Source organism: Streptomyces sp. NPDC052496, from assembly GCF_040679095.1.
GTDB lineage: Bacteria > Actinomycetota > Actinomycetes > Streptomycetales > Streptomycetaceae > Streptomyces.
This window is the reverse complement of the sequence record NZ_JBFAUH010000004.1, coordinates 118,201-142,515: the sequence shown is the minus strand read 5'-3', so window position 1 is coordinate 142,515 and position 24,315 is coordinate 118,201. Positions and strand designations below refer to the sequence as shown.

Below are 24,315 nucleotides of genomic sequence, written 5' to 3'. Positions count from 1 at the left end.
TCACGGGTTGACGGGTCATCACCCCGTGCCGGCGAAAGACGTCATCGGTGATTGAAGCATCGGTCGGTGCGGTGTCCGGCCTTGTTCCGGCATTTCTCATATCCGCCGTCCTGCTGTCCGTTCCGGTCGCTCTCCTCGCCAGGTCACGCGGGCATTCCCCCGTTCTTCCGGTATTGCTGACCACGGCCCTGGCCGGCGTGCTCACCGTGACACTGCTGCCGGGGGCCTACGGAAACGGATCGCCCGGCAGCTGCGACCAGGGCCTGCCCGGCTTCGCCTTCCTGGCCTCCGCATCGGCCCGGCTGAACGTCCTGCCATGCTTTCTGGCAGTCCTCCTCTTCCGGCGCCCGCTCCTCGTACTCGCCGGGGCGGTGGCGCTGACCGGTGGCACGGAACTCGTCCAGGGGCACCTGAGCCTGGGCCGTGCGTGCAGCTACGACGACGTCAAGGCGAATGTGCTCGGCGGCGTCATCGGTGTACTCCTGGGCTGCCTCTTCCTCTGGGGCCGCCGACGCCGCCCGCCCTTCACGTGGCGGGACACGATGTGGGGCCTCGGCGCGCTCGTCCTGACCACGTGCGCCGTCGCGGCCGCGTTTCCCTGCACTCTCACCGTTGTCGACATCGAGGCGACGGCCGACCGGACAAGGGCGAGGTTCGGCGACACCCGGGCCATGCAGCAGTGGTTCGCCGGCACGGTCACCGAAATACACGGAGTGCAGACCGACCCGGAGATGGAGATCCGGATGCCGGAGCCCGGCCAGGACCGGTGGCTGCTGCGTGCGGTGACCGAGCGAGGTTCCGTCGTGGCGACCTGGCCGGACCGCAAACTCGTGGAAATCAAGGCCGACGGCCGTCGGGGCGAGGCCGGTTTCCCTGCCGGCACCGGCTCCCCCTCCGGCGCCGGTCCCCTTTCCGACACCGACCTGCGCAAGGCCGCGGAGCGATTCGCCCACACCTGGTTCCCCGCGGAGACGGCCCACGCCGATGCCCGGTTCCAGCACCTGCGGAACGAGCCGGACGCGCGGCTCCTCAGCTACCCGCGCCTCGCCCACGGCGCCCGGTCGCCGATACGGCTGGACATCGTCGTGTCGACGTCGGGGCGCGTCACGGGCCTCACCGCCAAGGCTCTGCCGTAGCGCCCGACGGCCCGACGGCCAGGCGGTCCGACAGCCCGACAGCCCGACCTCGAACCGGAATATTTAATTCAGCCGGACGCGGCCGAACTGAGCCGGACCGGACGAATCCGAGCAGATGAATGCGAATCCCCTGACCTGCCGGGTGGCACCCGCCGGATGAGTTGTCTAGACCTTCGCCATTAATAGTTACCCGCAAGTAGGAGTCGGCGCTCCGGTGCCCCGTCAGCGGTTTTTGACGGTCTTTACCGTCCGGGCTTTCGCTTTTCCGTGTGACATGCGACACAGCCTTAATCGCTGGACACGATGGCCCGCACACCGATTCGATGGGTCCGCGAGGTCAACGATCTTGGCCTCGGATTACGGGGGAATTCCCGAATCTTGTCGTTAGGCAATGGCGCTGAACGAGGGGTAGGGGCGTGTCAGTGATCCTGGCATCCGAAAAAGGATTCAATGAGGGGCATACGGCCCCGAACCGGCAGGGCGGAGGGGCGGACCACAGTTCGGCGAGACCATGCTGAGCCGCTTCCTCCCGCCGAAGGGCCCTGCGCGCGTCCTCACCGGTGTCACCCTGGTGCACACGCTGGGGCAAGGGCTGTGGATGGCACTCAATGCCCTTTACGCCACAACCGTTCTGCGTCTCTCGCCAGGCCAGTTCGGCATCGGTGTGGGAGTGGCCGCCGCTGTCGCCCTCGCGGTGAGCACGCCGGCCGGGCACCTGGCCGACCGTATCGGGCCGCGCTCCGTCCAGATCTGGTCCTTCCTGGCTCTCGGACCGCTGACCGCGGCGCTCCTCATGGTGCGCGGATTCGGCATGTACCTGCTCGTCGTGTGCGTGCAGGCCCTGGCCTACAGTGCCAGCCGCAGCGCGCGGATGGCGATGGTGGCCGGGCTGATCCCGCCGGAGGACCGGGTCGCGGTCCGCGCCTACCTGCGCGCCACCAGCAACGTCAGTGTCTCGGTGGGCGCCGTGCTCGCCGGTGTGCTGCTCGCCTTCGACTCCGTGCGGGCGTACCAGCTGGCCGTCGTCTTCAATGCCTCGACGTACCTGATCACAGGCCTGCTGACACTGCTGCTGCCCGCCGTCGAGCGCCGCCCGGCGCGTACCGGGCCGGCGCTGATCGTGCTGCGGGACCGGCCGTACCTGGCCTTCGTCGTCCTGGACGGGCTCCTGTCCATGCACAACGTCCTCCTTGAGGTGGTGCTGCCCCTCTGGGTGCTGCACCACACCGGCGCGCCGCGCTGGATGGTCGCCGCGATCCTGCTGACGAACACCGTCGCGGTGGTGTTGCTCCAGGTCAGAGCGGCGCGCGGCACCGACGAGCCGGCGGCTGCGGCCAAGGCCTCCCGGTCGGGATCGCTGTGTCTGGGGCTGGCGTGCGTGCTGTTCGCGTTCAGCGGCGGCGTCTCCTGGGCCGTCTGTTCCGTGCTGCTCCTCGCCGGCGCCCTGGCGCACGTACTCGGTGAGATCCGGCAGTCCGCCGGCAGCTGGGGCATGTCCTTCGGTCTGGCGCCGGACGACGCGCAGGGCCAGTACCAGGGCACCTACGCCATGGGCTCCGACCTGGGCAAGCTGATCGCCCCCGCCCTCCTGACCTGGCTCGCCGTCGAGCACGGCACGGCGGGCTGGATCACCATGGCCGTCGGGTTCGCCCTGGTGGGGGCCGCCATGCCGGCCATCGTCAGCTGGGCGCAGCGCAGCAGACAGTTCGAGCCGGACCCCGTGGCGGTGTGAGCGGGCGCGGCCCCGTCCGTCAGCCCGCGCCACCCGGCAGCGGCCGTCACCGTCAGCAGTAATCCCGTCCCTTCAAGTTCGTCGCGGTGTGTTCGTGCGTACGCCCGCATGTGCGCCCGGCGGTAAGTCCTCAGGCAGTGCCGTACGCCTAGCCGTACGTATTGCCGTGCGCGTTTCCCGTGTGCCGCCATACGCGTGCCGTGCTTCTTTCCGTGCGCGGTCCCGTATGCATGTCCGTCCGTCCTCCCCTTTTCTCCGTCTGCTGCTTTCCCTGCCTTGATGAAATCCTGTGGCGTTTTCATTCGAGTGCGGGCGCAGGAAAGCGCGGCTGGGTGGGGCATGGACGTTGTGATCTCCCGCAAGGAATTGGCCGAGCTGTTCCGGCGCGCCTCGAAACGACTGCGCGGCACCGCTCGACAAGCGAGAACGAGACGATAGGAAGAATTCGATGGGGGAAACCTCTGCGGCCTCATCCGCCGCTGTACCGGCGGGTGCGCCACCGGCCCTGCAACTGCCCGTACGGGGCCCGGGCGACCGCACGGCGCGTACCGGAGCTCCGGCGGAGTATCTCTGGTCCGGCGACGAGCTGGAGCGGTTGGCCGGCTCCGCCGGGGTACAGGTCCCGGACGTCCTCCACGCGGCCTTCACCCTGCTCGTGCACCGCTACAGCGGCCAGGACGACTTCGCGTCGGCGCGAGCGGGCGGCCCGGACGGCGCGCCCCCGGGCCGCCCCGTGGCCGTACGGTCGCGGATCGCGGAGGACGTGACGCTCACCGCGATGGCGTCGGCGCTCGGCGCCCAATACCGCCGGGCGGCGGCGGAGGCCGGTCCCGACGAGGCCGCCGAACTCGGCACCGGACTGCGCGTCGGCCATGCCGCATCCGACGGCCCCGCCGTCCTCCCCGAGGGCTTCGCGCTGCTCCTGCACAGCGAACGGACGCCGGACGGCCACCGGTTCACCCTGCACCACGACACCGAACTCCTCACCGACGAGCTGGTCACCCGTATGACCGCCAACCTCGTCACCCTCCTGCGCGACGCCGTCCGGCGCCCGGAGGCGCCCGTGGGTGAACTCGCCTTCCTGTCGGAGGCCGAGACCCGGCACCTGCTGCACGAGCTGAACGACACGGCGCACCCGTACGCGTCCGACACCCCGCTGCACGCCCTGGTCGAGGCGCAGGCCCTCCGTACGCCCGACGCGGCGGCCGTCGAGTGGCGGGGCACCGTGGTGACCTACCGGCAGCTCGACGAACGGGCCAACGGGCTGGCGCGCGCCCTGGCGGCGGCCGGCGTCGCCCCGGGGGACCGGGTCGGGCTGTCGCTGCCCCGCTCCCACCACGTCGTCACGCTGATCCTCGCCGTCCACAAGGCGGGCTGCGCCTACGTGCCCCTGGACCCGGCCTACCCGGCGGACCGGCTGAGCGCCATCGCGGCCACCGCCGAGATGTCCGCCGTCGTCCACGACGGTGACGGCGCCCCGGCCTGGCTGGACGGCACCGGCGTGGCCCCGCTGCCCTGGACGGAGCTGTGGGAGAAGGCGTCCGGCGAGGACACCGGCCCCCTGGGCATCACCGTCGAGCCGGCCGCCACCACCCACCTCATCTACACCTCCGGCTCCACCGGCCTGCCCAAGGGCGTGGTCATCAGCCACCGCAACGTGGTCGCCCTGCTCGCCTGGGCCGAGGACACCTACCGGGCGGAGGAGCTGTCCCGGGTCCTGTTCTCCACCTCGCTCAACTTCGACCTGTCGGTGTACGAGCTGTGGGCCCCGCTCACCCGCGGCGGCTGCGTGGTCGTCGTGGACAACGTCCTCGCCCTCACCGAGGACGGGGACCTGCGTCCGACGCTGGTCAACACCGTGCCGAGCGCCCTGAACGTCCTGCTCCAGCGGGCGGCGCTGCCGGCCACGACGCGGGTCCTGAACGTGGCCGGCGAGCCGCTGTCCAAGGAACTGGTCAACGCCGCTTTCGAGAACAGCGGAATCGCACGCCTCTACAACCTCTACGGCCCCTCCGAAGACACCACGTACTCCACGTGGAAGTGCTTCACCGGGCCGACCACCACCGCCCCCACCATCGGCGTCCCCGTCCACAACACCGTCGCCCACCTCCTCGACGCCCACGGGCGGCTGGTGCCCCAGGGCGCCACCGGCGAACTGCACCTGGGCGGCGACGGCCTGGCGGGCGGGTACATCAACGACCCGGAGCGCACCGCCGCCGCGTTCGTCCCCGCCCCGGCACCGCTCGCGGCCCGCACGGGCGGCCGGCTTTACCGCACCGGTGACCTGGCCAGGTGGACGGAGGACGGCGAGCTGCGCTTCCTGGGGCGCAAGGACAGCCAGGTGAAGGTACGCGGCTTCCGCATCGAACTCGGCGAGATCGAGGCCGTGCTCCGCGAAGCCGTCGGCCTGCGCGACGTCGCCGCGCTGGCCGTGCGCACCGGCGGCGACACCCGCCTGGTCTGCTACGTCGGCCTCGAAGGCGACGCGGTCACCGTCGAGACGATGAGCAGCCACCTGCGGGCCCGGCTGCCCCACTACATGCAGCCCGCCAAGATCCTGGTCGAGGACCGGCTGCCCCGGCTGCCCAACGGCAAGGTCGACCGCAAGGAACTCGCCGCCCGGGACATCGACTGGAGCCTGGGCACCACCACCTGCCTCACCGGCGACGACCCCGACGAGGCGGCGGTCGCACGGGTCTGGACCGACCTGCTGGGCACCGCACAGCTCTCCTCCGACCTGGACTTCTTCTCCGTGGGCGGACACTCACTGCTGGCGAACCTGCTGGCGGCCCGCCTGTCGGACACGGCCGGCCACCCGGTACGCGTCGCCGAGGTCTACGAACACCGCACCCTCACCGAGCAGGCCCGCCTGCTGCGCCGCAAGCGCGCCCAGCAGCCCGGCACCCCGGGCACGGCCGGCACCGCCGGAGACACCGCGGGCACGCTGCGCGCGGTCGCGGAGACGCTGCGCGAATCCGGCCGGGGACACGGCGTCCCGGGCGCCGGTGCGGCCGTCTACCTGGACGGCACACTGGAGTACTCGTACCACGGGGTCGCCGACACCGGGACCGGCGAGGCGTACGGGCCCGGCACGCGGCAGCGCGTCACCTGCATCACCAAGCCGATGCTGGCCTTCGTCGCCCTGTGCCTGGTGGACCGGGGCCTGATCGGTCTCGACCAGCCCCTGCACGACGTCCTGCCGGAGGCGTTCCGGCGCCGCGACGGCGTGACCGTACGCGTCACCCTGCGCCAGCTGCTGTCGCACACCAGCGGCGTGGACGACTCCTACGAGGTGTGGCACGACACGGACCTGCCCGACCTCGACGCCTACCTCGCCACCCTGGCCGGGTACGGCCAGCTCTTCGAGCCCGGCGAGGTGTTCGCGTACTCGGCGGTGGGCACCTCCATCGTCGCCGCCCTGATCGAGAAGCTGCTCGGCGTGCCGTGGCGCAGGGCGGTCAACGACCTGCTGCTCACCCCGCTCGGCATCAAGGAGATCCCGGAGACCTTCACCGAAGGGGGCCACTACGAGGGCACCGTCTCCGTGGGCTACGTGTGGAACGAGCAGGCCAAGAGCTACGTACGGCACGACCCGCCCCCGCAGACCATCGCCGACGACGCCGCCGGATCCTTCTCCGTCTGCCTCACCCTCGAAGAGCTGGCGAAGATCGCCCTCCTCGCACTCGACGACGGGGTCGCTCCCGGCGGCCGGCGGCTGCTGTCGCAGGAGCTGGCCCGGCAGATGCGCACACCGCAGATCCCCGTGCCCGGCCACCACTTCATGCACGCCTGGGGCCTGGGCTGGCTGATGTTCGGCCCGTCCGCCTTCGGCTTCAACTCCAACGGCAGCGGCCACCACAACTTCCTCCAGATATTCCCCGAGGACCGGTCCTTCCTGCTGCTGCTCGCCAACGCCTACCCGGCGTTCGGCCTCTACGAGGACCTGCTGCGGGCCCTCACCGGCGAGGGCCTGATCCGCACCGGACGCCCCTTCACGATGCAACTCGACGACTGCGTGGGCACCTACGCCTCCGACGGGTACCGGCTGACGGTCCGGCGCGGCGCCGAGCACCTGCGCTACGCGTACGCCGAACGCCAGGCCGGCGGGGCCTGGCGGCAGCTCGACGAAGGTGACCTCGTCCTGTCCGGCGCGGGCGGCTTCAGCTCCATGTCCGAGAAGAACATCCTCGCCGGTTCCATTTCCTTCATCCCCACACCTGGCACCGACCTCCCGGCGTACGTCCGGATCGGCCAGCGATTCGCGAGGAAGACGCGATGACAATGGCGCACAGCCCGGCGGACCGGGAGACCGGCCCGCGGCACGTGGTGTTCGTGACCTGGAAGACCGGCAACGCCCCGGCCTTCGAGGCGGCCAAGCGGCTCGGCCACCACGTGACCCTCATCCGCTCGCTCCTGATGGAGCGGTCCCAGAACATCGACTTCGAGACCTCACCGTACGCACGCCACGTCGACCGGACACACGTGCTCAAGGACGCCACCGACATCGAGGCCCTGCGCGCCTGCGTGCGCGCCGTGCACGCGCAGCGCCCGATCGACGGCTTCGTCGCCACCGTCGACGCCCTCGTCGTCCCGGTCGCCAGGATCGCGGAGGAACTGGGCATACCCTTCACCGACGCCCGTGCCGCCGAGGCCGCCAAGCAGAAGAACCGCTGCCGCGAGATCCTCGCCGCGGCGGGCGTGGACAGCACCCGGCACGCGGTCGTCACCTCCTTCGAGGAGGCCGCCGCGTTCGCCGACACCGCCGGATACCCCGTCGTCGTCAAGCCGGCCCGCGGCTCCGGCAGCGAGGGCGCGCACGTCGTCGCCGACCGTGCGCAGCTGCGCCAGGTCGTCGGACAGGCGGCGGACGACGGCCCCTACCGGGCCGGCATCCTCGTCGAGGAGTATCTGCGGGGACGGTTCGTCTCCGCGGAGATCGGGCTCGCGCGCGGCCGGTTCCTGCGGCTGGCGGTCAGCGAACGCTCCACCTGGCACCGGCACGAGGCGCTGGAGACCGGTACGACCATCCCGGCCGGCCTCGACGCAGACGAGCACGACCGCGTCATGGAGTTCGCCGAGGCGGTGGTCGGCGCGCTCGACCTCAAGCTCGGCATCTTCCACGTCGAGATCATGATCGGTCCGGACGGCCGCCCACGGCTCATCGAACTCAACCCGCGCCTCATGGGCTCCTGCCTGCCCAACCTGTTCGCCCTCGCCGGCGGCGGCGACATCTTCGAACTCCTCGTCCGCATCCACCTGAACGAACCGGTCGAGCCCGCCGCCCCGCAGTTCACGCAGTACGCCACGGTCCGCTGGTTCGGTGCCGTGGACGCCACCCCCACGCCGGACCGGGTGCCCGACCTGGCCTGGGCCGCCGCCGAGTACGGCGACAGCCTGCGCTCCTTCACCGTCCGCTTCCCCGACGGCGACACGCTCCTGCCCTGCCGGGGCAACCTCGGCAACTTCGGAGAGGTGCAGACCGTCCACCCCGACCGCGCGACATCGATACGTATCGCCGAGGACATCGTCGCCCGTACGGCCGGCCTGCTCGGCATGGAGGTCACCAGGTGACGGCCACGACCACCTTCTACGAGCAGACGCGCACCCAGCTCACCCGGCTGGGCCTGCCCGGCGGCGACCCGCACGCCGCCACCGGCTCCGGCGGCACCTTCGCCGACGGCGCGCACTTCCGCATCGAGGTGCCGACCGTGAACACGGTGCAGGCCGCCGAGACACTGCTCTCCGAGAGCCGCCGCCGCGGCTTCACCGTCAACCGCATCACCGAGACCCGCGGCATGTACCGGCACACCGCCCGCACGATCGGCGAGTACGTCGCGCTCGGCAAGGAGTACGGCGCCGAGATCCTGATGTCCGTCGGACCGCGCGCCGGCTACGACATCGGCGCCAGCGTGCACACACCGGAAGGCTCCCGGATCGGCTACCGGCTGCGCGGCCAGGAACAGATCGTGCGGGCCGTGGAGGACGTCAAACGCGGCATCGAACTGGGCGTACGCGGCTTCGTCGTGTACGACGAGGGGCTGCTGTGGGTGCTCGGCAGGCTGCGCAACGCCGGGGACCTGCCCGCCGGAATCCACCTGAAGGTCTCGGCGCACTGCGGCCAGGGCAACCCGGCCTCCGCGCAGATGCTGGAGATGCTCGGCGCCAACAGCTTCAACCCGGTCCGTGACCTGACCCTGCCGATGATCGCGGCGCTGCGCCAGGCCGTGACGATCCCGCTCGACTGCCACGTGGACAACCCGCGCACCTCCGGCGGGTTCATCCGCACCTACGAAGCCCCCGACATCGTCCGCGTCGCCGCCCCCGTCTACCTCAAGACCGGGAACAGCGCGCTCGAAGGCCACGGCACCAACCCGGCCCCGGCCCAGCTGGAGGACATCCTGCGGCAGGTCGAGATCGTCACCGAGTTCCTCGGCCGCCACTATCCCGAAGCCCGCCAGAGCGGCACCGAACGGGCCCTGGAGCCGGCCGGCGCCGTACCGCACAGGGAGCTGTGACCATGTGCCGCATCTACGGCTGCTTCGGCGGCGACCACGTCAGCACCGGCACACTGGACGCCGTCGCCGACGCGATGCGCGAGGGCGGCCCGGACGAACAGACCCGCGAGCACGGTGACGGCTGGGCGCTGGGCAACAACCGGCTGGCCATCCAGGGCATCACGCACGGCCACCAGCCCTTCACCCGCCCCGGGCTGACGTGCGTGTTCAACGGCGAGATCTACAACCACCGGCGCCTGCGCGCCGAACTCGCCGGCCGCGGCTACTCCTTCGAAGGCGACTGCGACGGAGACGTCCTGCTGCCGCTGTACGAACTGTACGGCGACGCCTTCGTCACCCGCCTGGAAGGCATGTACGCCATCGCCGTCGTCGACCAGCGCGACGAGCCGTGCCTGAAGCTCTACACCGACCACGCCGGCATGAAGTCGCTGTACTACTACCGGTCCGCCGACGGCCGGCGCCTGTGCTTCGCCTCCGAACTCCGGGCGCTCAGCCGGTTCCCCGACTTCCCCGACGAGATCGACCCGCTCGCCGTCGACCGCTACCTCGGAGGCAAGGCGGTCTGGGGGCCGTCGACCGTCTACACCCGGGTACACACCCTGCAACCCGGATCGGCGCTGCGGTTCGCCGGCGGGCGGCTGTCACTCACCCGTACGTCCCTGGAGGCGGCCCGGCCGGAGTGGCCCGACGGGGAGCCGACCGTCGCCGCCGCTGCCGGGATGCTCGACGGGCTGCTGCGCGACGAGATGCGCCGCATGCTCGACGCGGACGTCCCGGTGTGCGTCATCACCAGCGGCGGCCTGGACTCCAGCTACACCACCGCGCTCGCCGCCGACCTCTCCTCCGACGTCGCCTCGTTCAACATCGCCTACCAGGGCGACTGGCCCGCCGACGAACGGCACTTCGCCGCCGAGGTGACACGGCACTGCGGGACACGGCACCACCAGGTGCTCCTGGACCCGGCCGGCTTCCCCGCGCTGATCGAAAGGTTCGTCCGCCACCTCGACCAGCCCAACAACGCCCCGCACAGCCTCAGTACCTTCGCCCTGTTCGAGGCGGTGCACGACGCGGGGTTCAAGGTCGCGCTGACGGGCGACGGGGCCGACGAACTCTTCGCCGGGTACGCCCGCTTCGTCAAGGCCGACCGCGACGGGGCGGTCACCTGGCACCGCGCGTACCAGGACACCATGGCCGCGATCCACACGGCGGCCCTGGAACGCCTCTACACCCCGGACCACCTCGCCCAGGTCACCGCCGCCGGCGGCTGTTTCGGCAACCAGGTCGGCGACGAGCTGGACCGGCGGGTGCGCTCGGGGGAGCTGAGCAAGCTCGAAACGCTGCTGCGCTACGACCAGTTCGAACGGTTCCCCTACTACATCCTGCGCCGGGTGGACCACCTGAGCATGGCGCACTCGGTGGAGGCCCGCATCCCGTTCCTCCAGCCGTCCGTCATGCGCCTGGCGCACGCACTGCCCGCGCACGTCAAGGTGGCCGGCGACACCGTCAAGGCACCGGTCGCCCGGGCCGCCGCGCGCTGGGTGCCCCGCAGCGTGATCAACCGGCCCAAGCAGCCGTTCACCCTGCCGGTCACAGCGATGATCAAGCCGGGGGAGGCCCTGTACGACATGATCGGGGACCTCCTCCTCGGCCCCGGCGCCCGCTGCCACGCGTACGTACGGCGGCAGGCGGTCCACGACCTGTTCCGCACCCAGACCGAGACCCCGGCGGCGCACGCCGCCGAGTCGCTCTGGTCGCTGCTGATGCTGGAGACCTGGCTCACCGCCCGGCAGCTCTGACCTGCAAGGACCAGACGTCCCGAACCATCGGGACGAAGCCACGGAAGACACCGGAAGAAGGAATCCGTCATGACCGACGCGCACGAGACCGCGCCCGCCATCACCTCGATCCTGGCCAACGTCACCAAGGACGACATCCGGCGGGATCCGTTCCCGCACATCGTGATCCGCGACGCGCTGCCGCGGGAACTGTACGACGCGCTGGCCAAGTCGATGCCGACCGCGGAGTACATCGGGGAGCGCATCGGCAAGCCGATCACCTCGAACGAGCGCTACAACTACATGTCCGAACTGATCCTCCACGACGACACGATGGCGAAGGTCTGGAAGGACTTCGTCACCTACCACTCCTCTCCCGCCTTCTACGAGGAGTTCCTCGACCTCTTCCAGGAGGACCTGCTCGCCAACCTGCCCACCGCGGAGGAGGGCATCGGGCGTCCGCTGCGGGAGCTGCGCGTGGGCCGGCGCCACCGGGACACCTTCGAGACCCACGACATCCTGATGGACTGCACGGCCGTCATCAACTCGGCCGTCACCGGCAAGCCCTCCGCCTACCGGGGCCCGCACGTCGACAAGCCGTACAAGCTCTTCGGCGGCCTGTTCTACATGCGCCTGCCGGAGGACGACGCGGTCGGCGGTGACCTCGTGCTGTACAAGTACCGGGCCGGCGCGCACAAGTTCTACACCAGCGCTTCCGAGTACGGCGACAACCGCTTCGACATCGACCCGCAGTACGTCGAGGAGGTCACCACCGTCCCCTACGAGAGCAACACCCTGGTGATGTACCCCATCAACCGCCTCGCCCTGCACGGCGTGTCGGTGCGCAGCCTCACCCAGCACCAGCGGCGCTTCGTCGCGCTCGTCGGCGACCTGCAGAACCCGCTCTTCGACCTCGCGCTCTGAGAGGGAGTTCCATGATCCCCTTCGACCGGCGCACCGGGAAGATCTGGTACGACGGCGCGCTCGTGGAGTGGGCGGACGCCACGCTGCACGTGCTCAGCCACGGCCTGCACTACGCCTCCAGCATCTTCGAAGGCATCCGCATCTACGGCGGCGAACCGTTCATGCTGACGGAGCACATCGCGCGGCTGCGCTCCTCGGCACACATCCTCGACTTCGACCTCCCGTACGACGACGCCGTGCTGCACGCCGCCACCCTGGACGTCGTCCGCACGGCGGCCATCACCGAGGGCTACATCCGCATGAACGCCTGGCGCGGCTCGGAGGTCATCCAGACCGCCGCCCTCAAGACGTCCGTGCACGCCTCCGTGGCCGCCTGGGAACTGCCCGAGGGCTACTACGCCGCGACCGACGCCCTGGAGAAGGGCATTTCCCTGGTCACCGGGCGCTACGCCCGACCGTCCCCCCGGTACGCGCCGGTCAAGAGCAAGGCGGCCGGCAACTACATGATCGGGACGGTCAGCAAGAACGAGGCGCTGCGGGCCGGCTTCGACGACGCCGTACTGCTCGACGACCGCGGCAACTTCGTCGAAGCCACCGGCGCGCACCTGTTCTTCACCAAGGACGGCGCGCTGCACACCCCGACCACCCGCTGCACCATCGACGGCATCACCCGGGCCTGCGTGCTGGCGCTCGCCGACCGCGAGGGCATCGCGTGCACCGTCGGTGACCTGGCCCCGGCCTTCGCGGCCGAGGCGGACGGCGCGTTCCTCTGCGGCACGGCCTGCGAGATCCTGCCCGTCGCCCGGATCGACGATCATCACTACGACCTCACGGGCAACAAGGTCGTCCGGCAGCTGATCACCGGCTACCGGGACCTGGTCGAGGGCCGTCGCGTCGTCGACGTACCGAACATCTGGGCCCGGTAACCGGTCCGCACAGCAAGGAACGAGGCTCCGCCACGGGGCCGCAACAGCAAGGGCACACACATGGAAGCGCTGGACGCGCTCGGGAAACTGGCGCCGGTGGTACTGGCCTTCGGGTGCGGGGTCGTCCTCGCGAAACGGAGGGTGGTGCCGGCCGAGAGCTCCAAGGTCTTCGCCGATTACGCCTTTCTCTTCGCGGTCCCGTGCTTCCTGTTCGGCAACATCTACCGGAGCGACCTGGGCGCCCTGTTCGACTGGCGGGCCATCGCGGGCTACGCGACCGCGGCGGGTATCGCCGTCGTCCTGGCCGGCGCGCTCAGCCGGGCCTTCGGGGTGCGCGACCCGCGCGGCCTGGCGCTGCGCATCATGGCCGCCGTCCAGGTGAACACCGCCTACTTCGCCGTACCGGTGTTCATCATGCTGTTCGGGAACGCCGCACCGATCTTCCCGGTGCTGCTGTTCCAGGTCTGCGTGCTGTCCCTGGTCATCATCTCGATCATGGAGCTGGGGCGCCCGGACCGCGGCGGAACCCTGCGTACGCGGCTCACCGCGGCCGTCACCGCCTCGCTGATGACGCCGGTCGTCATCGCCTGCAACGCGGGCATCGTGCTCAACCTGCTGTCCGTACCGCTGCCCCAAGTCGCCCTCGAAAGCTTCGCGTTCGTCGGCGACAGCGCCTCTCCGGTGGCGCTGTTCGCCCTCGGGCTGCACCTGGGCGGCATGGGGCTGACGGTGCGCGGGACCACCGTCGAGGAGCTGTGGATCATAGCCTTCAAGTGTGTGGCCTTCCCGCTCATGACCCTGATCGTGGCCCGCCACGGCTTCGGTGTCGGGGGCGACTGGCTGCACTACCTGGTCCTGCTCGCCGCGATGCCCGCCCCGCAGAACCTGTTCATCTTCGCCCAGCGCTACGACGTGGGGGTCGACATGTCCGCCGCCCTCGTCATCAAGAGCTCGGTCGTGGCCCTGCTGCTGCTCCCGCTGTGGGTGCAGTGGGCGGCGCACTCGGCCTGACGGCCGGACCGTACGGACGCGTCGACGCGTACCGATGCCGGGCCGGCCGTTCCTCCCACCCTTCCCGCGAACCGTTCGCGACGTCCGTGAAAGGCAGAACCGTGACCCAGACCGCGCAGCCCACCAGGATCACCGTCCGGCAGGTCGCCGGCCGCATCGGAGCGGAGATATCCGGAGTCGACCTGCGCACGGAACTCGACGACGCCACCGTGGCCGAGATCCGCCAGGCCGTCCTCACCCACCGCGTGGTCTTCTTCCGCGACCAGCACATCGACCACGCCCAGCACGTCGCCTTCGGCCGCCGCTTCGGCGCCCTCACCCGCCGCGAGGGCAAGAAGCACGGCGTCCACCCCGAGGGCCACCCGGAAATCCTCACCGTCGACCCCAAGGCCGACACCGAGCGCTACGGCGCCGACTTCGAGGAGCACTACCGCCGCAAGTGGGTCTCGCCGATCGCCGGCTGGCACAGCGACCTCACCCAGGCCGTCAACCCGCCGGACCTGTCCATCCTGCGGGCCGAGAAGACCCCCGAATTCGGCGGCGACACGCAGTGGACCAACACGGTCGCCGCCTACGAGGGCCTGGCGGCGCCCCTGCGCGAGTTCGTGGACCAGCTCACCGCCGAGCACGCCTTCTTCACGGCGGTGCACCTGCGCCACTCCGACGAGCGGGACCGCGGCATCCTCAAGCTGTACTGCGAGGACCCGCAGGTGGCCGTCCACCCCGTCGTCCGGGTCCACCCGGAGACCGGTGAGCGCGCGCTCTTCGTCAGCCCCGGTTCGACCACCCGCATCATGGGATTCTCCGAACTGGAGAGCCGCCACCTCCTGGAGCTGCTGTTCCAGCATCTGACGAGCTCGGAGTACACGGTCCGCTTCCGCTGGGAACCGGGCAGCATCGCCTTCTGGGACAACCGCACCACCTGCCACTTCGCCCCCACGGACTTCGCCCACCTCGACGTCGAGCGGGTGATGCACCGCGTCACCGTCCTCGGCGAGCCGGCGAAGGGGCCGAACGGATTCGTCTCCGAAGGTGTCTCGGGGGAGCCGATGCGGGCCTGGTAGGGGAAGTCCGCGGCCGTATGCATCGGTTGGCCGGCTGGCTGGTCGGGTGGTTGGCCGGCAACGGCGGGGGACGTCTGACAGACGGCCTCCGCCGACGGCACCGGTCCTCCTGCCTGACGAGCCGACCTGGCGGGCGACCTGGCGAGATCGCGCCCCAACTCCCAGGCCACTCCGTATCGTTGCGCCATGGACCGCATGAAGGTAGCCGTAGCTCAGGCAGGTTCCCCGCTGTTCGACACCGGCGGAGCAGTGGCAAAGGCGCAGCGGCTCATCACCGCGGCGGCGCGGGAAGGCGCTGAACTCGTCGTCCTGCCGGAGGCGTTCCTCGGCGGCTACCCCAAGGGCCTGGACTTCGGGGTGACCGTGGGGTCACGGTCGGCGCCCGGACGTGAGGAGTTCCGCCGTTACTGGGACGGCGCGATCGACGTGCCCGGACCCGCCACCGATGCGCTGGGCGCGCTGACGCGTGAGCTGGGGTGCCACGCCGTGGTCGGGGCGGTCGAGCGCAGCGGCCACACCTTGTACTGCGTGGCGCTGTTCTTCGGGCCGGACGGGCTGCTGGGCAAGCACCGCAAGCTGATGCCGACCGCTGCCGAGCGGCTGATCTGGGGCCTCGGCGACGGCTCCACGATGCCGGTGGTCGAGACGGGCCGGGCCCGCCTCGGCGCGGCCATCTGCTGGGAGAACTACATGCCGCTGTTCCGCACCGCGATGTACGCCAAGAACGTCGGCATCTGGTGCGCGCCCACCGTCGACGACCGGGAGAGCTGGCAGGCGACAATGCGGCACGTGGCCGTGGAGGGCCGGTGCTTCGTCCTCGGCGCCTGCCAGTACCTGACGCGGGCGGACCTGCCGGCGGACGTGCACCCGGTACAGGGGGAGGAGGCCGACACCGTGCTGATCGCCGGCGGCAGCGTCATCGTCTCCCCGTTCGGAGAAGTACTGGCCGGGCCACTGCGCGACGGCGAGGGCCTGCTCACCGCCGAACTGGACCTCACCGAACCGGCCCGGGCCCGCTTCGACCTCGATGTGACGGGGCACTACGCCCGGCCGGACATCTTCACCCTCCAGGTCGACGAACGGGCGAAGGAGGGCGTCGTCCGGGGCGATCGGGCCGCCCGGCCATTCAGCGATGAACCACCTAGCACTGTGACCGCATAATTCACCGGGTTGCTCGGGTGTGCTGGTGGGAAGTGTCAGCGCTTCCAACCAGCAGGGGAGGCGGGCCGGCATCACCGGTCAGGGTCCGGAGGCTGACGGAGCAGGAGGGACAGAAGCTTCAGCAGACTGTGCGGCGGGGCCCCGTCCGAGACGTGATCCACCGCTTCAATGAGATCCTTTCTGCACGGGCGATGATGTCCCGGACTGCCTCGGGGCTCGTCATGACGGATTCCATGGCCGTCTTGAGCCGCGCAAGGTCGCTCGCACTCCCGGCCGCACAGAACATGCCAGCCTCGCTGTCGAAATCGAGGCGCTCGGCAAGGAAGCCGTGAGGCAGTCCAGGCCGGTACTGCATCCGTTTGAGGCGTGTGCGGGCCAGGTCGGCGAGTTCGTCGATGCTGCACGGGGCCAGGTGGCCCAGCCTCGACTTCAGTTGAACCCGGATGCCCTCGGCCGGGTTGAGGTCCCGAAACCCCTTCTGCTCGCCCTTGCACCCGTGGTGGACCAGCATGCGGAAGATCAGCCTGGTGCGGTGGCCGGGGCGGCGGCAGACCAGCCCGGCCAGCGAGATTCGGTCCGACCCAGCGGCGCGGAGCCTGACCGGGGGCGGGTGGCCGCGCCGGGACCAGGTCCGGGCCTTGGGCGGCCGCAGCGCCTGGCCCGCCTCGTCGGCGGAGCACAGCCATGCGTCCCGTTCCCGCACCGTTTCCTCTGTCCGCGGCCACGTCTGCTTGAGCCAGGGCGCGACCGCGTCCCTGTCACGTTCGGGGGCCGGGCGCACGGGAACCTGCACGGTGAAGCCCATCTGGTGCAAGATCGGCCAGGTCTGCCGGGCCCGCTGCTGGGCGGTCAGGCCGCCTCCACCCGGACAGCGCATGCTCCTTGCATACGCCGCCCATCGCCGGGGGCAGGGCCCCGTGGCGAGACGACGTGATGTGGGCGGTGCGTTGGGGGTCAGCTGCTGCGGGTGGCCCAGATCTCGACATACGGGCCCCGGTCCACCGAGTCGACCTCGAAGCCCGCACCGGCCACAGCGGCGGCGAACTCGTCGGGATCCCAGACCGTGTACCATCGCCGGCCGTCAGGTTCGTCGAGCCAGCCCGTGCGGCCGGTGGCCTTGAGGCACACGTACAGCTTGCCCCCGGGCCGCAACAGCCCGCCGAACTGTCCCAGCACGTTCACCGCGTCCGCCGCATCGAGGTGGACGAGTGAGGCGGAGGCCCAGACGCCATCGAACGTTCCGGCCGGGAACCGCGTCCCGACCTCACGCAGATCGCACTGGAAGGTGGGCGCGTGGGCGCTGGCCATCGCCACGAACACCGGGTTGAGGTCGACACCGCGCACCACATGCCCGTACGCCCGGAACCTCTCCAGGTCGCGGCCCGGACCACAACCGGCGTCAAGGATCAACGAAGGCGCAGGCAGGGAGTCCGCGAACCGCTCGACGCGATCCGCCATCTTCGGAGCGTGCACGGCCGCGTAATCGTCGGCGTGGTCGCTGTAGACGGCGACCGACTCAGCGACAGGGTCCAGCGGCTCCCTGTCGGACGTGGTGCGTGACTTCATCCCGCCCACATTGGCTTGCTCCCGCGTCACTGACCAGCGACCAGAGCGAAAAGGGATCAAGCTCATACTTCACACGGCTGCTCGGACCCCAACGTCTGCGCCGACAGCACGTCGGACAACGCAACGGTCATCGTCACCCCGAAGCGAAAGGGTCACTGGCTAAGTGTCCAGGTGGCTATGGCGCGCGCCGTGGAACGTATGGTGCGTGCGGTTTCGAGGGCGTGGGTGCGTGCGTGGAAGGCAGCGCTCCGTCCGAAGCTGATCGAGCGGCGTCCGGGGCCACGCCGGAGGAGGTCCTGATAGAGGTCCTGGTGCCGCTCGGCTATGAGCGCGGGGTCGAAGCGGGCCGAGTTCCGCAGGGCCGCCTCGCCCATGCGCCGGCGCAGCTGGTCATCGCCTACGAGCTTGAGCAGCGCCGTGGCCATGCCGTCGGCGCGGCCGGTGGGCACCAGGTATCCGTCGACACCGTCCTTGACGATCTCACGCGGCCCGACCGGGCAGTCCGTGGAGACAACGGGCAGACCGCACCGCATCGCTTCGACAATCGTCATGCCGAACGATTCCCGGTCGGAGGCCGAGACGGCGATCGAGCCTTTCGCCCATTCCGGTTCGAGCGGGTCGACTTTGCCCATGAGATGGGCGCGGTCACGCAGTCCGAGTTCATCGATCAGGCGGGTGAGGGCTTCCTTCTCATTGCCCGTGGTGTCACCTTCACCGAAGATACGCAGCTGCCAGTCCGGGTACTGTCCGGCCACTTCGGCGAACGCCTTGATCAGGAGATCGTAGCGCTTGAGGGGAATCAGCCGGCCCGCTGCGAGGATGACCTTTCCGCTGCCGTCGGCGGGTTCTACGGTGGGCCGCGGGACGCTGTTCGGTATCGCCTCCACCCGTACGCCCGGGAAATCGAGCTGCCGGTACGCCCGGGCGTCGGACTCGGACACCGTGGTGATGGCGTCCAGCAACTGATAGCGATGGCGTATCTCGTGCCGCAGCCGGAATCCATGGCCCGAGAACGTCAGGTGCTCCTGCCCCACGCGAATGCCCGCCGCGCGTGTCTGGCGCGCGATGTGGGTGTTGAGACCAGGCCGGGTTCCGACGATCACGTCGGCCTCCAGCCGCGACAGGTACCGGCCGATACGGGAATCCGTGAGACGGCTGTACTGCCGGTGCCGACCGTCCGCGCGCGGAAAGACTCTGGCGGGCTGGGCATGGCGGGGGTCGTCACCCTCGTAATCGGCCGACGCGGCACGCAGGTCCACGAGCGGGGTCAGCCGGACCTTCGCCGGCACATCCATGACCGGAACGTCGCGGTGCCGGAACACCGAGACGATCTCCACGTCATGCTGCTCGGCCATGACCGAAGCGAGGTTGTACGTGGCCCGCACCGTGCCGCCGATGCCGTAGGCATTGTGAATGAGAAAGACCATGTGCACGGGCGGGCCGCCTAACCTTCAAAGCGTCGTGATGTCGGGCCGTTCCCCTTCCCGTAATGGCATGGCCGACAGGGCGGCACCGGTACGCGCAGCGCGGCTTTGCGGCGCGGCTCCGGAAGGGCGGGGCGGCTGCATTCTGCGCACACCGACCCGAAGAAAACCTGAAGAATCCGATGCCGGAGTCCGGCCCGGCCGGAACGGGCCACGAAAGCCTGAAGTTTTCTTAAGAAAGCGGAGCGGGAAGTGTGCCAGGCTTGAAGACGTGCACCGCATTCTGCTCGTCGAGGACGATCCGCAAGTCGGCCCCGCCATCCGGCGGGGCCTGACCGCTGAGGGCTACGTCGTGGACGTCGCCACCGACGGCGTCACCGGCCTGGAACTCGCGCTGCCCGGGGAATACGACGTCATCGTCCTGGACGTGATGCTGCCCCGCCTCCACGGTTACGGGGTGTGCGGCCGGCTGCGGGCCGCCGGTGTCACCACGCCGGTACTGATGCTGACCGCGAAGGACGGCGAGCACGACGAAGCCGAGGGGCTGGACACCGGAGCCGACGATTACCTCACCAAACCGTTCTCCTACGTCGTCCTCCTCTCCCGGCTGCGGGCCCTCCTGCGGCGCGGCGGCCGTACCGGCACCTCACCGGTGCTGTGCCACGGCGACCTGTGGATCGACCTGGCCACCCGCCGGGCCGGCCGCGGCGCCACCGCCGTCCACCTCACCGGCAAACAGTTCGGCGTGCTCGCCGCGCTGATTCGCGCCCAGGGGCGGGTGCTGTCCAAGGGCGAGATCCTCGACGAGGTGTGGGATCCGGCCTTCCGTGGTGACGCTTCGATCGTCGAGGTGTACGTCTCCGCTCTCCGCCGCAAGATCGACACCCCTTGGGGGACACGCTCGATCGAAACCGTCCGCGGCTACGGCTACCGCCTCGCCCCCGTCGGAGGCACCGGTGACTGAGCGCGCGGTGCCACCAGGACGCCCGGAGCAGCCGGGAGCCCCAAGGCGTCCGGGCCACCCGGGGGAGCGTCCGGGCCACCCGGACCCGGCGGCGCCGCACCGGCCGCGGGCCGGGGTGCTGCGGTGGGTGCCGACCGAGGCCCGGGCCGCGATCCTCGCCGGACTCGCCGCCTGTGTCGTCTTCACGGCCGGAGCCTGGTGGCTGCGCGCCCATGTCCATGAAGAGACCTTGGAACAGACCGCGCACCTCGCCGCGGTCCAGGCGCACACCACCGCGGCGACCGAGGCGAGCGCCGACCAGAGCCACGTCTTCGAGCAGGGCTTCTGGCCCAAGATCGAGATCGACGACCGTGGCCGGGTCCACCCTGCCGCCGGCATCGCCGTCACCCTGGACGGCCTCGAAGACCTCATGCCACCCGCCCCGCCCGACGCCGGCCCTGACTGGACCCGCACCGTGAGACTCAGCGCCGAGCGGACCCGCGGTCTGGCGCAGAGATGGCACGCCCAGCTCGAATCCGCCCTCCCTCAGGGGGACGAACCCGCCGCCGCGACCCTACGGACGCAGGCCCGCCAACGTATCGAACGCCTGCTGCACCGGGACCTCACCGCCGTCGCCGCCCGCTACACCCTCCCCGACCGCCGCTGCGCCGACCCCGCGGACTCGCCCGGCAGGTGCCGACGCACCGTTTACCACCTGGTGCCGCCCGACGACGCCGACGCCGCCGTCGCCTCGCTCGACGTACCCCTGAAGGCCGGTGTCCCCGCCGCCGCCCTGATCGTGGCGGCCACCGCCTGGATCACCACCCGCCGGTCCCTCAAACCGGTCGAGGCCATCCGCGCGCAGGTAGCGGACATCACCGACACCACCGACCTGCACCGACGGGTTCCCGTCCCGGTTGCCAGGGACCGGATCCGTGCGCTGGCCGAGACCACGAACACCACCTTGAACCACCTCGAAGAAGCCGCCGAACGGCAACGCCGTTTCGTCGCCGACGCCTCCCACGAACTCCGCTCACCCCTGACGGCCCTGCACACCCAGCTCGAAGTCGCCCTCGCCCACCCCGAACACCTCACCGACGCCGTCCACGACGCCCTCAAAGCCACCGACCGGCTCCGCCGCGTCACCGACGACCTCCTCTACCTCGCCCGCACCGACACACCGGAGCTCCGGGACGTCGTCGACCTGGTCGAGATCGCTCACGAACTCGCCCACGAGTACGGCCATCGCGGCCTCCCGGTCGTCCTCGGGCCCTTCCCCGAGGAAGCGCCCGCGCGCGGTGACGCCCTCCAGCTCCACCGGCTCCTGCGCAACCTCCTCGACAACGCCCACCGGCACGCCACCGCCCGCGTCACGCTCACCATCACCCCGGACGCAGATGGCTGGGACCTCTCCGTACACAACGACGGCACTCCGCTCGCCCCCCAGGACCTGGAGCGGGTCTTCGAACGCTTCACCCGCCTCGACGAGGCCCGCGCCCGCGACACCGGGGGCAGCGGCCTCGGCCTGGCCATCGCCCGCGACATCGCGCACCGTCACCACGGCACCCTCACCGCCCACACCCGCCATCCCCGCCCCGGCACCACGTTCACTCTCCACCTACCGGCCATCAAGGCATCACCGTGACAACCCCCATGACAGCCCCTGTGGCAGTCCCCATGACAGCCCCTGTGGCAGCCCCCACGACAACCCCTTCGCCCCGGCTCGCCATGCCGGTCATACCCGGCGCGTCCGTCGGCCGAGCCCTGTTCAGAGGCGTGGCCGGGGCGACGCCGCCGGCCGTCGCGCTCGTCCTCGGACTGTGGGGCAGCTGGAACCCCTCCGCGTGGACGGACGAGATCGTCACCATCGACGTGGCACGGCGGTCCTGGCCGCAGCTGATGGAGCTGCTGGGGCGGGTCGACGCGGTGCACGGCCTGCATTACGTACTGATGTGGCTGGTCGGGCAGCTGAACGGCGGGCTCAACGAGTTCACCACGCGGGCGCCCTCCGCGGTGGCGGTGGCCGTCGCGGCGGCCGGGCTGGCATGGCTGGGGCGGCTGCTCGGCGGTCCGCGGCTGGGACTGTGCGCGGGACTGCTGTTCGCCGTGCTGCCGACCGCGTCACGGTACGCGCAGGAGGCCCGCTCGTTCGCCTTCGTCATGGCGGTGGCGGTGCTGGCCACGGGCGTTCTGGTGAAGGCGCTGTCCGGCCGCGTCCGGGGCGGGTGGCCGGTCTGTTACGCCGTACTGATCGCCCTGCTGGGCTGGTTCAACCTCATCGGAGTGCTGCTGGTGGCCGCCCACGCGCTCACCGTGGTCCTGCGCCGCCCCGGCCGCCGCGTCCTCGTACGCCTGCTGTCGGCCCAGGCCGCCGGTCTCGCCGCCGTCGTCCCGCTGCTGGTCCTCGCCGCCACCCAGAGCTCCGCCGTGGGCGACGCCGCGCCGGTCACCGCCGGAACCCCGTTCACTTACTTCACCTGGCTCCTCACCCCCGGCCAGGGCACCCTCCCCACCGCACCGAGACTCCTGCTCACCTCCACCGCCCTGGCCGCCCTGGCCCTCCTCGTCCTGCGCCGGCGCAAGGCCCCGCCCCTGGCGCTCGCCGTCGGCGTGCCCTGGCTGACCGTCCCCCCGCTCCTCCTCATGGCCGTCTCCCTCGGCCACCCCCTCTTCGCCTACCGCTACCTGCTGTTCTGCCTGCCCGCCCTGGCCCTGCTGCTCGCGACGGCCCTCACCGTCGTACCGCTGCGTCTGCAACTGCTGCTCGTCCTCCTGCCGGCCGTTCCCCTCTACGCGTCCCACCTCGCCATACGCCACGAGGACAGCCGCCAGTGGGACACCCGCGCCGTGATCAGGACCCTGCGCATCCATGACGCCCCCGGCGACGCCGTCCTGTTCACCGGTGCCCGGTGCGGCCTGATCGCCACCGCCTTCAAGGAGGCGTTCACGGGCCGCCCCGACCTGGGCCGGGCGCAGACGGCTGCCGAACTCGGCGCCCTGGACAACCTCCCCACCGACCCCGACCGTCTGCGTCAGCGCCTGACCCGCACGCCCCGCGTCTGGCACATCACCTGCAACCACCTCTCCGCCGGAGCCCGCCAGGCCGCCACCCGCACCGCCGCATCCCAGCAACAAGCCCTGGCCCAGGCCGGATTCACCCCGTCCTACCACCACGAGGCCCCCGGTGTGGACATCACCCTCGAACAACGAACCGCCCCCACCGGGCAGCGATCGCGAAGATCGTGTCCGCCGTGTCCCCGCTCCCGATAATCCCAGCACCGGGGGCGGCCATTTGGGATCATGGCCGCCATGGATGAGGTCACAGTCGTCGTCGCCCATGCCGAGCGCGCGACCCTGCGCGTCGGTGACGTCTTCCTGAAGGTGGACGCCGATCGGACGCGTACCGGTGTCGAGGTCGAGGCGATGGCCCTGGCGCCGGTGCCGACCCCGAAGGTCCTGTGGCGCAAGCCGCCCGTGCTCGCGATCGCCGCGGTCCCGGGGACGGCCCTGGGCCGCCTCGGCGAGCCGTCGACCGCGTCGCCCGCGGCATGGGCCGCGGCGGGCGCCGCCGTCCGGAAGCTGCACGACGCGCCGTTGCCGCCCTGGCCCGGCCGAGGCGGCCGGAGCCCCGACGTGTTGGCGGCGGAACTCGACGGCGAATGCGACTGGCTCGTGACGAACGGCGTCCTGCCCGCCGACCTGGTCACCCGCAACCGCCAGGTCGCCGAGGGCGCACTCCGGCCGTGGACTCCGGCGTTCACGCACGGCGACCTGCAGATCACACACGTCTTCACCGACGGCGACGAGATCACGGGCATCATCGACTGGTCCGAGGCGGGCCAGGGGGACGCCCTGTTCGACCTCGCCACCTTGACGCTCGGACACGAGGAGCACCTGGCCGACGTCGTCGCCGGTTACGGCACCGACGTCGACCTCGACGTGATCCGCGCCTGGTGGTCGCTGCGCAGCCTCCTGGGCGTTCGCTGGCTGGTCGAGCACGGCTTCGACCCGTTCGCACCGGGCTGCGAGGTCGACGTGCTCAAGTCCCGTATGTGAGAGGCCCCCGGCGCTGCGCCGGACCGGACTGTTCGGCCGGCGCCGCAGCACGAGTACGGCCCGCACCACTGACAGTCGGCGG

General features: G+C 70.7%; 18 protein-coding genes. 15 read left to right on the top strand and 3 right to left on the bottom strand.

Annotation, left to right across the window (positions count from 1 at the left end):
• Nucleotides 1-173: 173 nt before the first annotated feature.
• The 11 genes from AB0L45_RS07795 to AB0L45_RS07745 all read left to right on the top strand — a co-directional run bounded on the left by AB0L45_RS07795 (nt 174) and on the right by AB0L45_RS07745 (nt 16,244).
• Entirely contained in the window at nt 174-1,136 is a 963-nt protein-coding gene (locus tag AB0L45_RS07795) for a hypothetical protein (RefSeq protein ID WP_365837231.1), read from the top strand.
• Between the two features lie 511 nt (nt 1,137-1,647).
• The gene (locus tag AB0L45_RS07790; protein ID WP_365837229.1) at nt 1,648-2,868 is read left to right on the top strand and encodes an MFS transporter; all 1,221 of its coding nucleotides are present in this window, start codon (nt 1,648-1,650) and stop codon (nt 2,866-2,868) included.
• A gap of 448 nt (nt 2,869-3,316) precedes the next feature.
• Nucleotides 3,317-7,147 (top strand): amino acid adenylation domain-containing protein, encoded by a 3,831-nt coding sequence (locus AB0L45_RS07785; protein WP_365837227.1) that lies wholly within the window; start codon nt 3,317-3,319, stop codon nt 7,145-7,147.
• Complete coding sequence (locus AB0L45_RS07780) at nt 7,144-8,439, top strand: ATP-grasp domain-containing protein (protein WP_365837225.1); 1,296 nt, start codon at nt 7,144-7,146, stop codon at nt 8,437-8,439. The genes AB0L45_RS07785 and AB0L45_RS07780 overlap by 4 nt, the downstream gene beginning before the upstream one ends.
• Nucleotides 8,436-9,383 (top strand): peptidase, encoded by a 948-nt coding sequence (locus tag AB0L45_RS07775; protein WP_365837223.1) that lies wholly within the window; start codon nt 8,436-8,438, stop codon nt 9,381-9,383. Before AB0L45_RS07780 ends, AB0L45_RS07775 begins: the two co-directional genes overlap by 4 nt.
• 2 nt (nt 9,384-9,385) lie before the next feature.
• Entirely contained in the window at nt 9,386-11,179 is a 1,794-nt protein-coding gene (asnB, locus tag AB0L45_RS07770; protein WP_365837221.1) for an asparagine synthase (glutamine-hydrolyzing), read from the top strand.
• A 69-nt stretch (nt 11,180-11,248) separates the two neighbouring features.
• On the top strand, nt 11,249-12,082 hold the full coding sequence (locus tag AB0L45_RS07765) for a hypothetical protein (RefSeq protein ID WP_365837219.1): 834 nt from the start codon (nt 11,249-11,251) through the stop codon (nt 12,080-12,082).
• Between the two features lie 11 nt (nt 12,083-12,093).
• Nucleotides 12,094-13,008 (top strand): aminotransferase class IV, encoded by a 915-nt coding sequence (locus tag AB0L45_RS07760; protein ID WP_365837217.1) that lies wholly within the window; start codon nt 12,094-12,096, stop codon nt 13,006-13,008.
• A 60-nt stretch (nt 13,009-13,068) separates the two neighbouring features.
• Nucleotides 13,069-14,019, top strand: coding sequence for an AEC family transporter (locus tag AB0L45_RS07755; protein ID WP_365837216.1), 951 nt, complete (start codon nt 13,069-13,071; stop codon nt 14,017-14,019).
• A gap of 101 nt (nt 14,020-14,120) precedes the next feature.
• Entirely contained in the window at nt 14,121-15,083 is a 963-nt protein-coding gene (locus AB0L45_RS07750; protein WP_365837214.1) for a TauD/TfdA family dioxygenase, read from the top strand.
• 186 nt (nt 15,084-15,269) lie between these two features.
• Complete coding sequence (locus AB0L45_RS07745) at nt 15,270-16,244, top strand: carbon-nitrogen hydrolase family protein (RefSeq protein ID WP_365837212.1); 975 nt, start codon at nt 15,270-15,272, stop codon at nt 16,242-16,244.
• Nucleotides 16,245-16,362: 118 nt separating this feature from the next.
• Here the strand turns inward: AB0L45_RS07745 and AB0L45_RS07740 are convergent, their stop codons facing one another.
• The 3 genes from AB0L45_RS07740 to AB0L45_RS07730 all read right to left on the bottom strand — a co-directional run bounded on the left by AB0L45_RS07740 (nt 16,363) and on the right by AB0L45_RS07730 (nt 19,243).
• On the bottom strand, nt 16,363-17,121 hold the full coding sequence (locus AB0L45_RS07740) for a winged helix-turn-helix domain-containing protein (protein ID WP_365837210.1): 759 nt from the start codon (nt 17,119-17,121) through the stop codon (nt 16,363-16,365).
• A gap of 77 nt (nt 17,122-17,198) precedes the next feature.
• Nucleotides 17,199-17,810: a class I SAM-dependent methyltransferase gene (locus tag AB0L45_RS07735; protein WP_365837208.1), complete on the bottom strand. Its 612-nt coding sequence runs from the start codon at nt 17,808-17,810 to the stop codon at nt 17,199-17,201.
• Nucleotides 17,811-17,962: 152 nt separating this feature from the next.
• Complete coding sequence (locus AB0L45_RS07730) at nt 17,963-19,243, bottom strand: glycosyltransferase family 4 protein (RefSeq protein ID WP_365837206.1); 1,281 nt, start codon at nt 19,241-19,243, stop codon at nt 17,963-17,965.
• Nucleotides 19,244-19,505: 262 nt separating this feature from the next.
• On the opposite strand from AB0L45_RS07730, the gene AB0L45_RS07725 reads away from it, so the two are divergent.
• The 4 genes from AB0L45_RS07725 (at nt 19,506) to AB0L45_RS07710 (ending at nt 24,233) form a co-directional block, all read left to right on the top strand.
• Nucleotides 19,506-20,198, top strand: coding sequence for a response regulator transcription factor (locus tag AB0L45_RS07725; RefSeq protein WP_365837204.1), 693 nt, complete (start codon nt 19,506-19,508; stop codon nt 20,196-20,198).
• A 127-nt stretch (nt 20,199-20,325) separates the two neighbouring features.
• The gene (locus tag AB0L45_RS07720; RefSeq protein WP_365837202.1) at nt 20,326-21,822 is read left to right on the top strand and encodes an ATP-binding protein; all 1,497 of its coding nucleotides are present in this window, start codon (nt 20,326-20,328) and stop codon (nt 21,820-21,822) included.
• A 32-nt stretch (nt 21,823-21,854) separates the two neighbouring features.
• Nucleotides 21,855-23,447, top strand: a complete 1,593-nt coding sequence (locus AB0L45_RS07715; protein WP_365837201.1) for a hypothetical protein — start codon at nt 21,855-21,857, stop codon at nt 23,445-23,447.
• Nucleotides 23,448-23,486: 39 nt separating this feature from the next.
• A complete protein-coding gene (locus AB0L45_RS07710; RefSeq protein ID WP_365837199.1) occupies nt 23,487-24,233 on the top strand; it encodes a phosphotransferase in 747 nt (248 codons plus the stop codon).
• Nucleotides 24,234-24,315: the final 82 nt, after the last annotated feature.

Coding starts and splice junctions, on each gene's coding strand:
- AB0L45_RS07790 (WP_365837229.1), top strand. CDS start 1,648: ATGCTGAGCCGCTTCCTCCCGCCGAAGGGCCCTGCGCGCGTCCTCACC.
- AB0L45_RS07785 (WP_365837227.1), top strand. CDS start 3,317: ATGGGGGAAACCTCTGCGGCCTCATCCGCCGCTGTACCGGCGGGTGCG.
- AB0L45_RS07780 (WP_365837225.1), top strand. CDS start 7,144: ATGACAATGGCGCACAGCCCGGCGGACCGGGAGACCGGCCCGCGGCAC.
- asnB (WP_365837221.1), top strand. CDS start 9,386: ATGTGCCGCATCTACGGCTGCTTCGGCGGCGACCACGTCAGCACCGGC.
- AB0L45_RS07765 (WP_365837219.1), top strand. CDS start 11,249: ATGACCGACGCGCACGAGACCGCGCCCGCCATCACCTCGATCCTGGCC.
- AB0L45_RS07760 (WP_365837217.1), top strand. CDS start 12,094: ATGATCCCCTTCGACCGGCGCACCGGGAAGATCTGGTACGACGGCGCG.
- AB0L45_RS07755 (WP_365837216.1), top strand. CDS start 13,069: ATGGAAGCGCTGGACGCGCTCGGGAAACTGGCGCCGGTGGTACTGGCC.
- AB0L45_RS07745 (WP_365837212.1), top strand. CDS start 15,270: ATGGACCGCATGAAGGTAGCCGTAGCTCAGGCAGGTTCCCCGCTGTTC.
- AB0L45_RS07740 (WP_365837210.1), bottom strand. CDS start 17,121: ATGCGCTGTCCGGGTGGAGGCGGCCTGACCGCCCAGCAGCGGGCCCGG.
- AB0L45_RS07735 (WP_365837208.1), bottom strand. CDS start 17,810: ATGAAGTCACGCACCACGTCCGACAGGGAGCCGCTGGACCCTGTCGCT.
- AB0L45_RS07715 (WP_365837201.1), top strand. CDS start 21,855: ATGACAGCCCCTGTGGCAGCCCCCACGACAACCCCTTCGCCCCGGCTC.
- AB0L45_RS07710 (WP_365837199.1), top strand. CDS start 23,487: ATGGATGAGGTCACAGTCGTCGTCGCCCATGCCGAGCGCGCGACCCTG.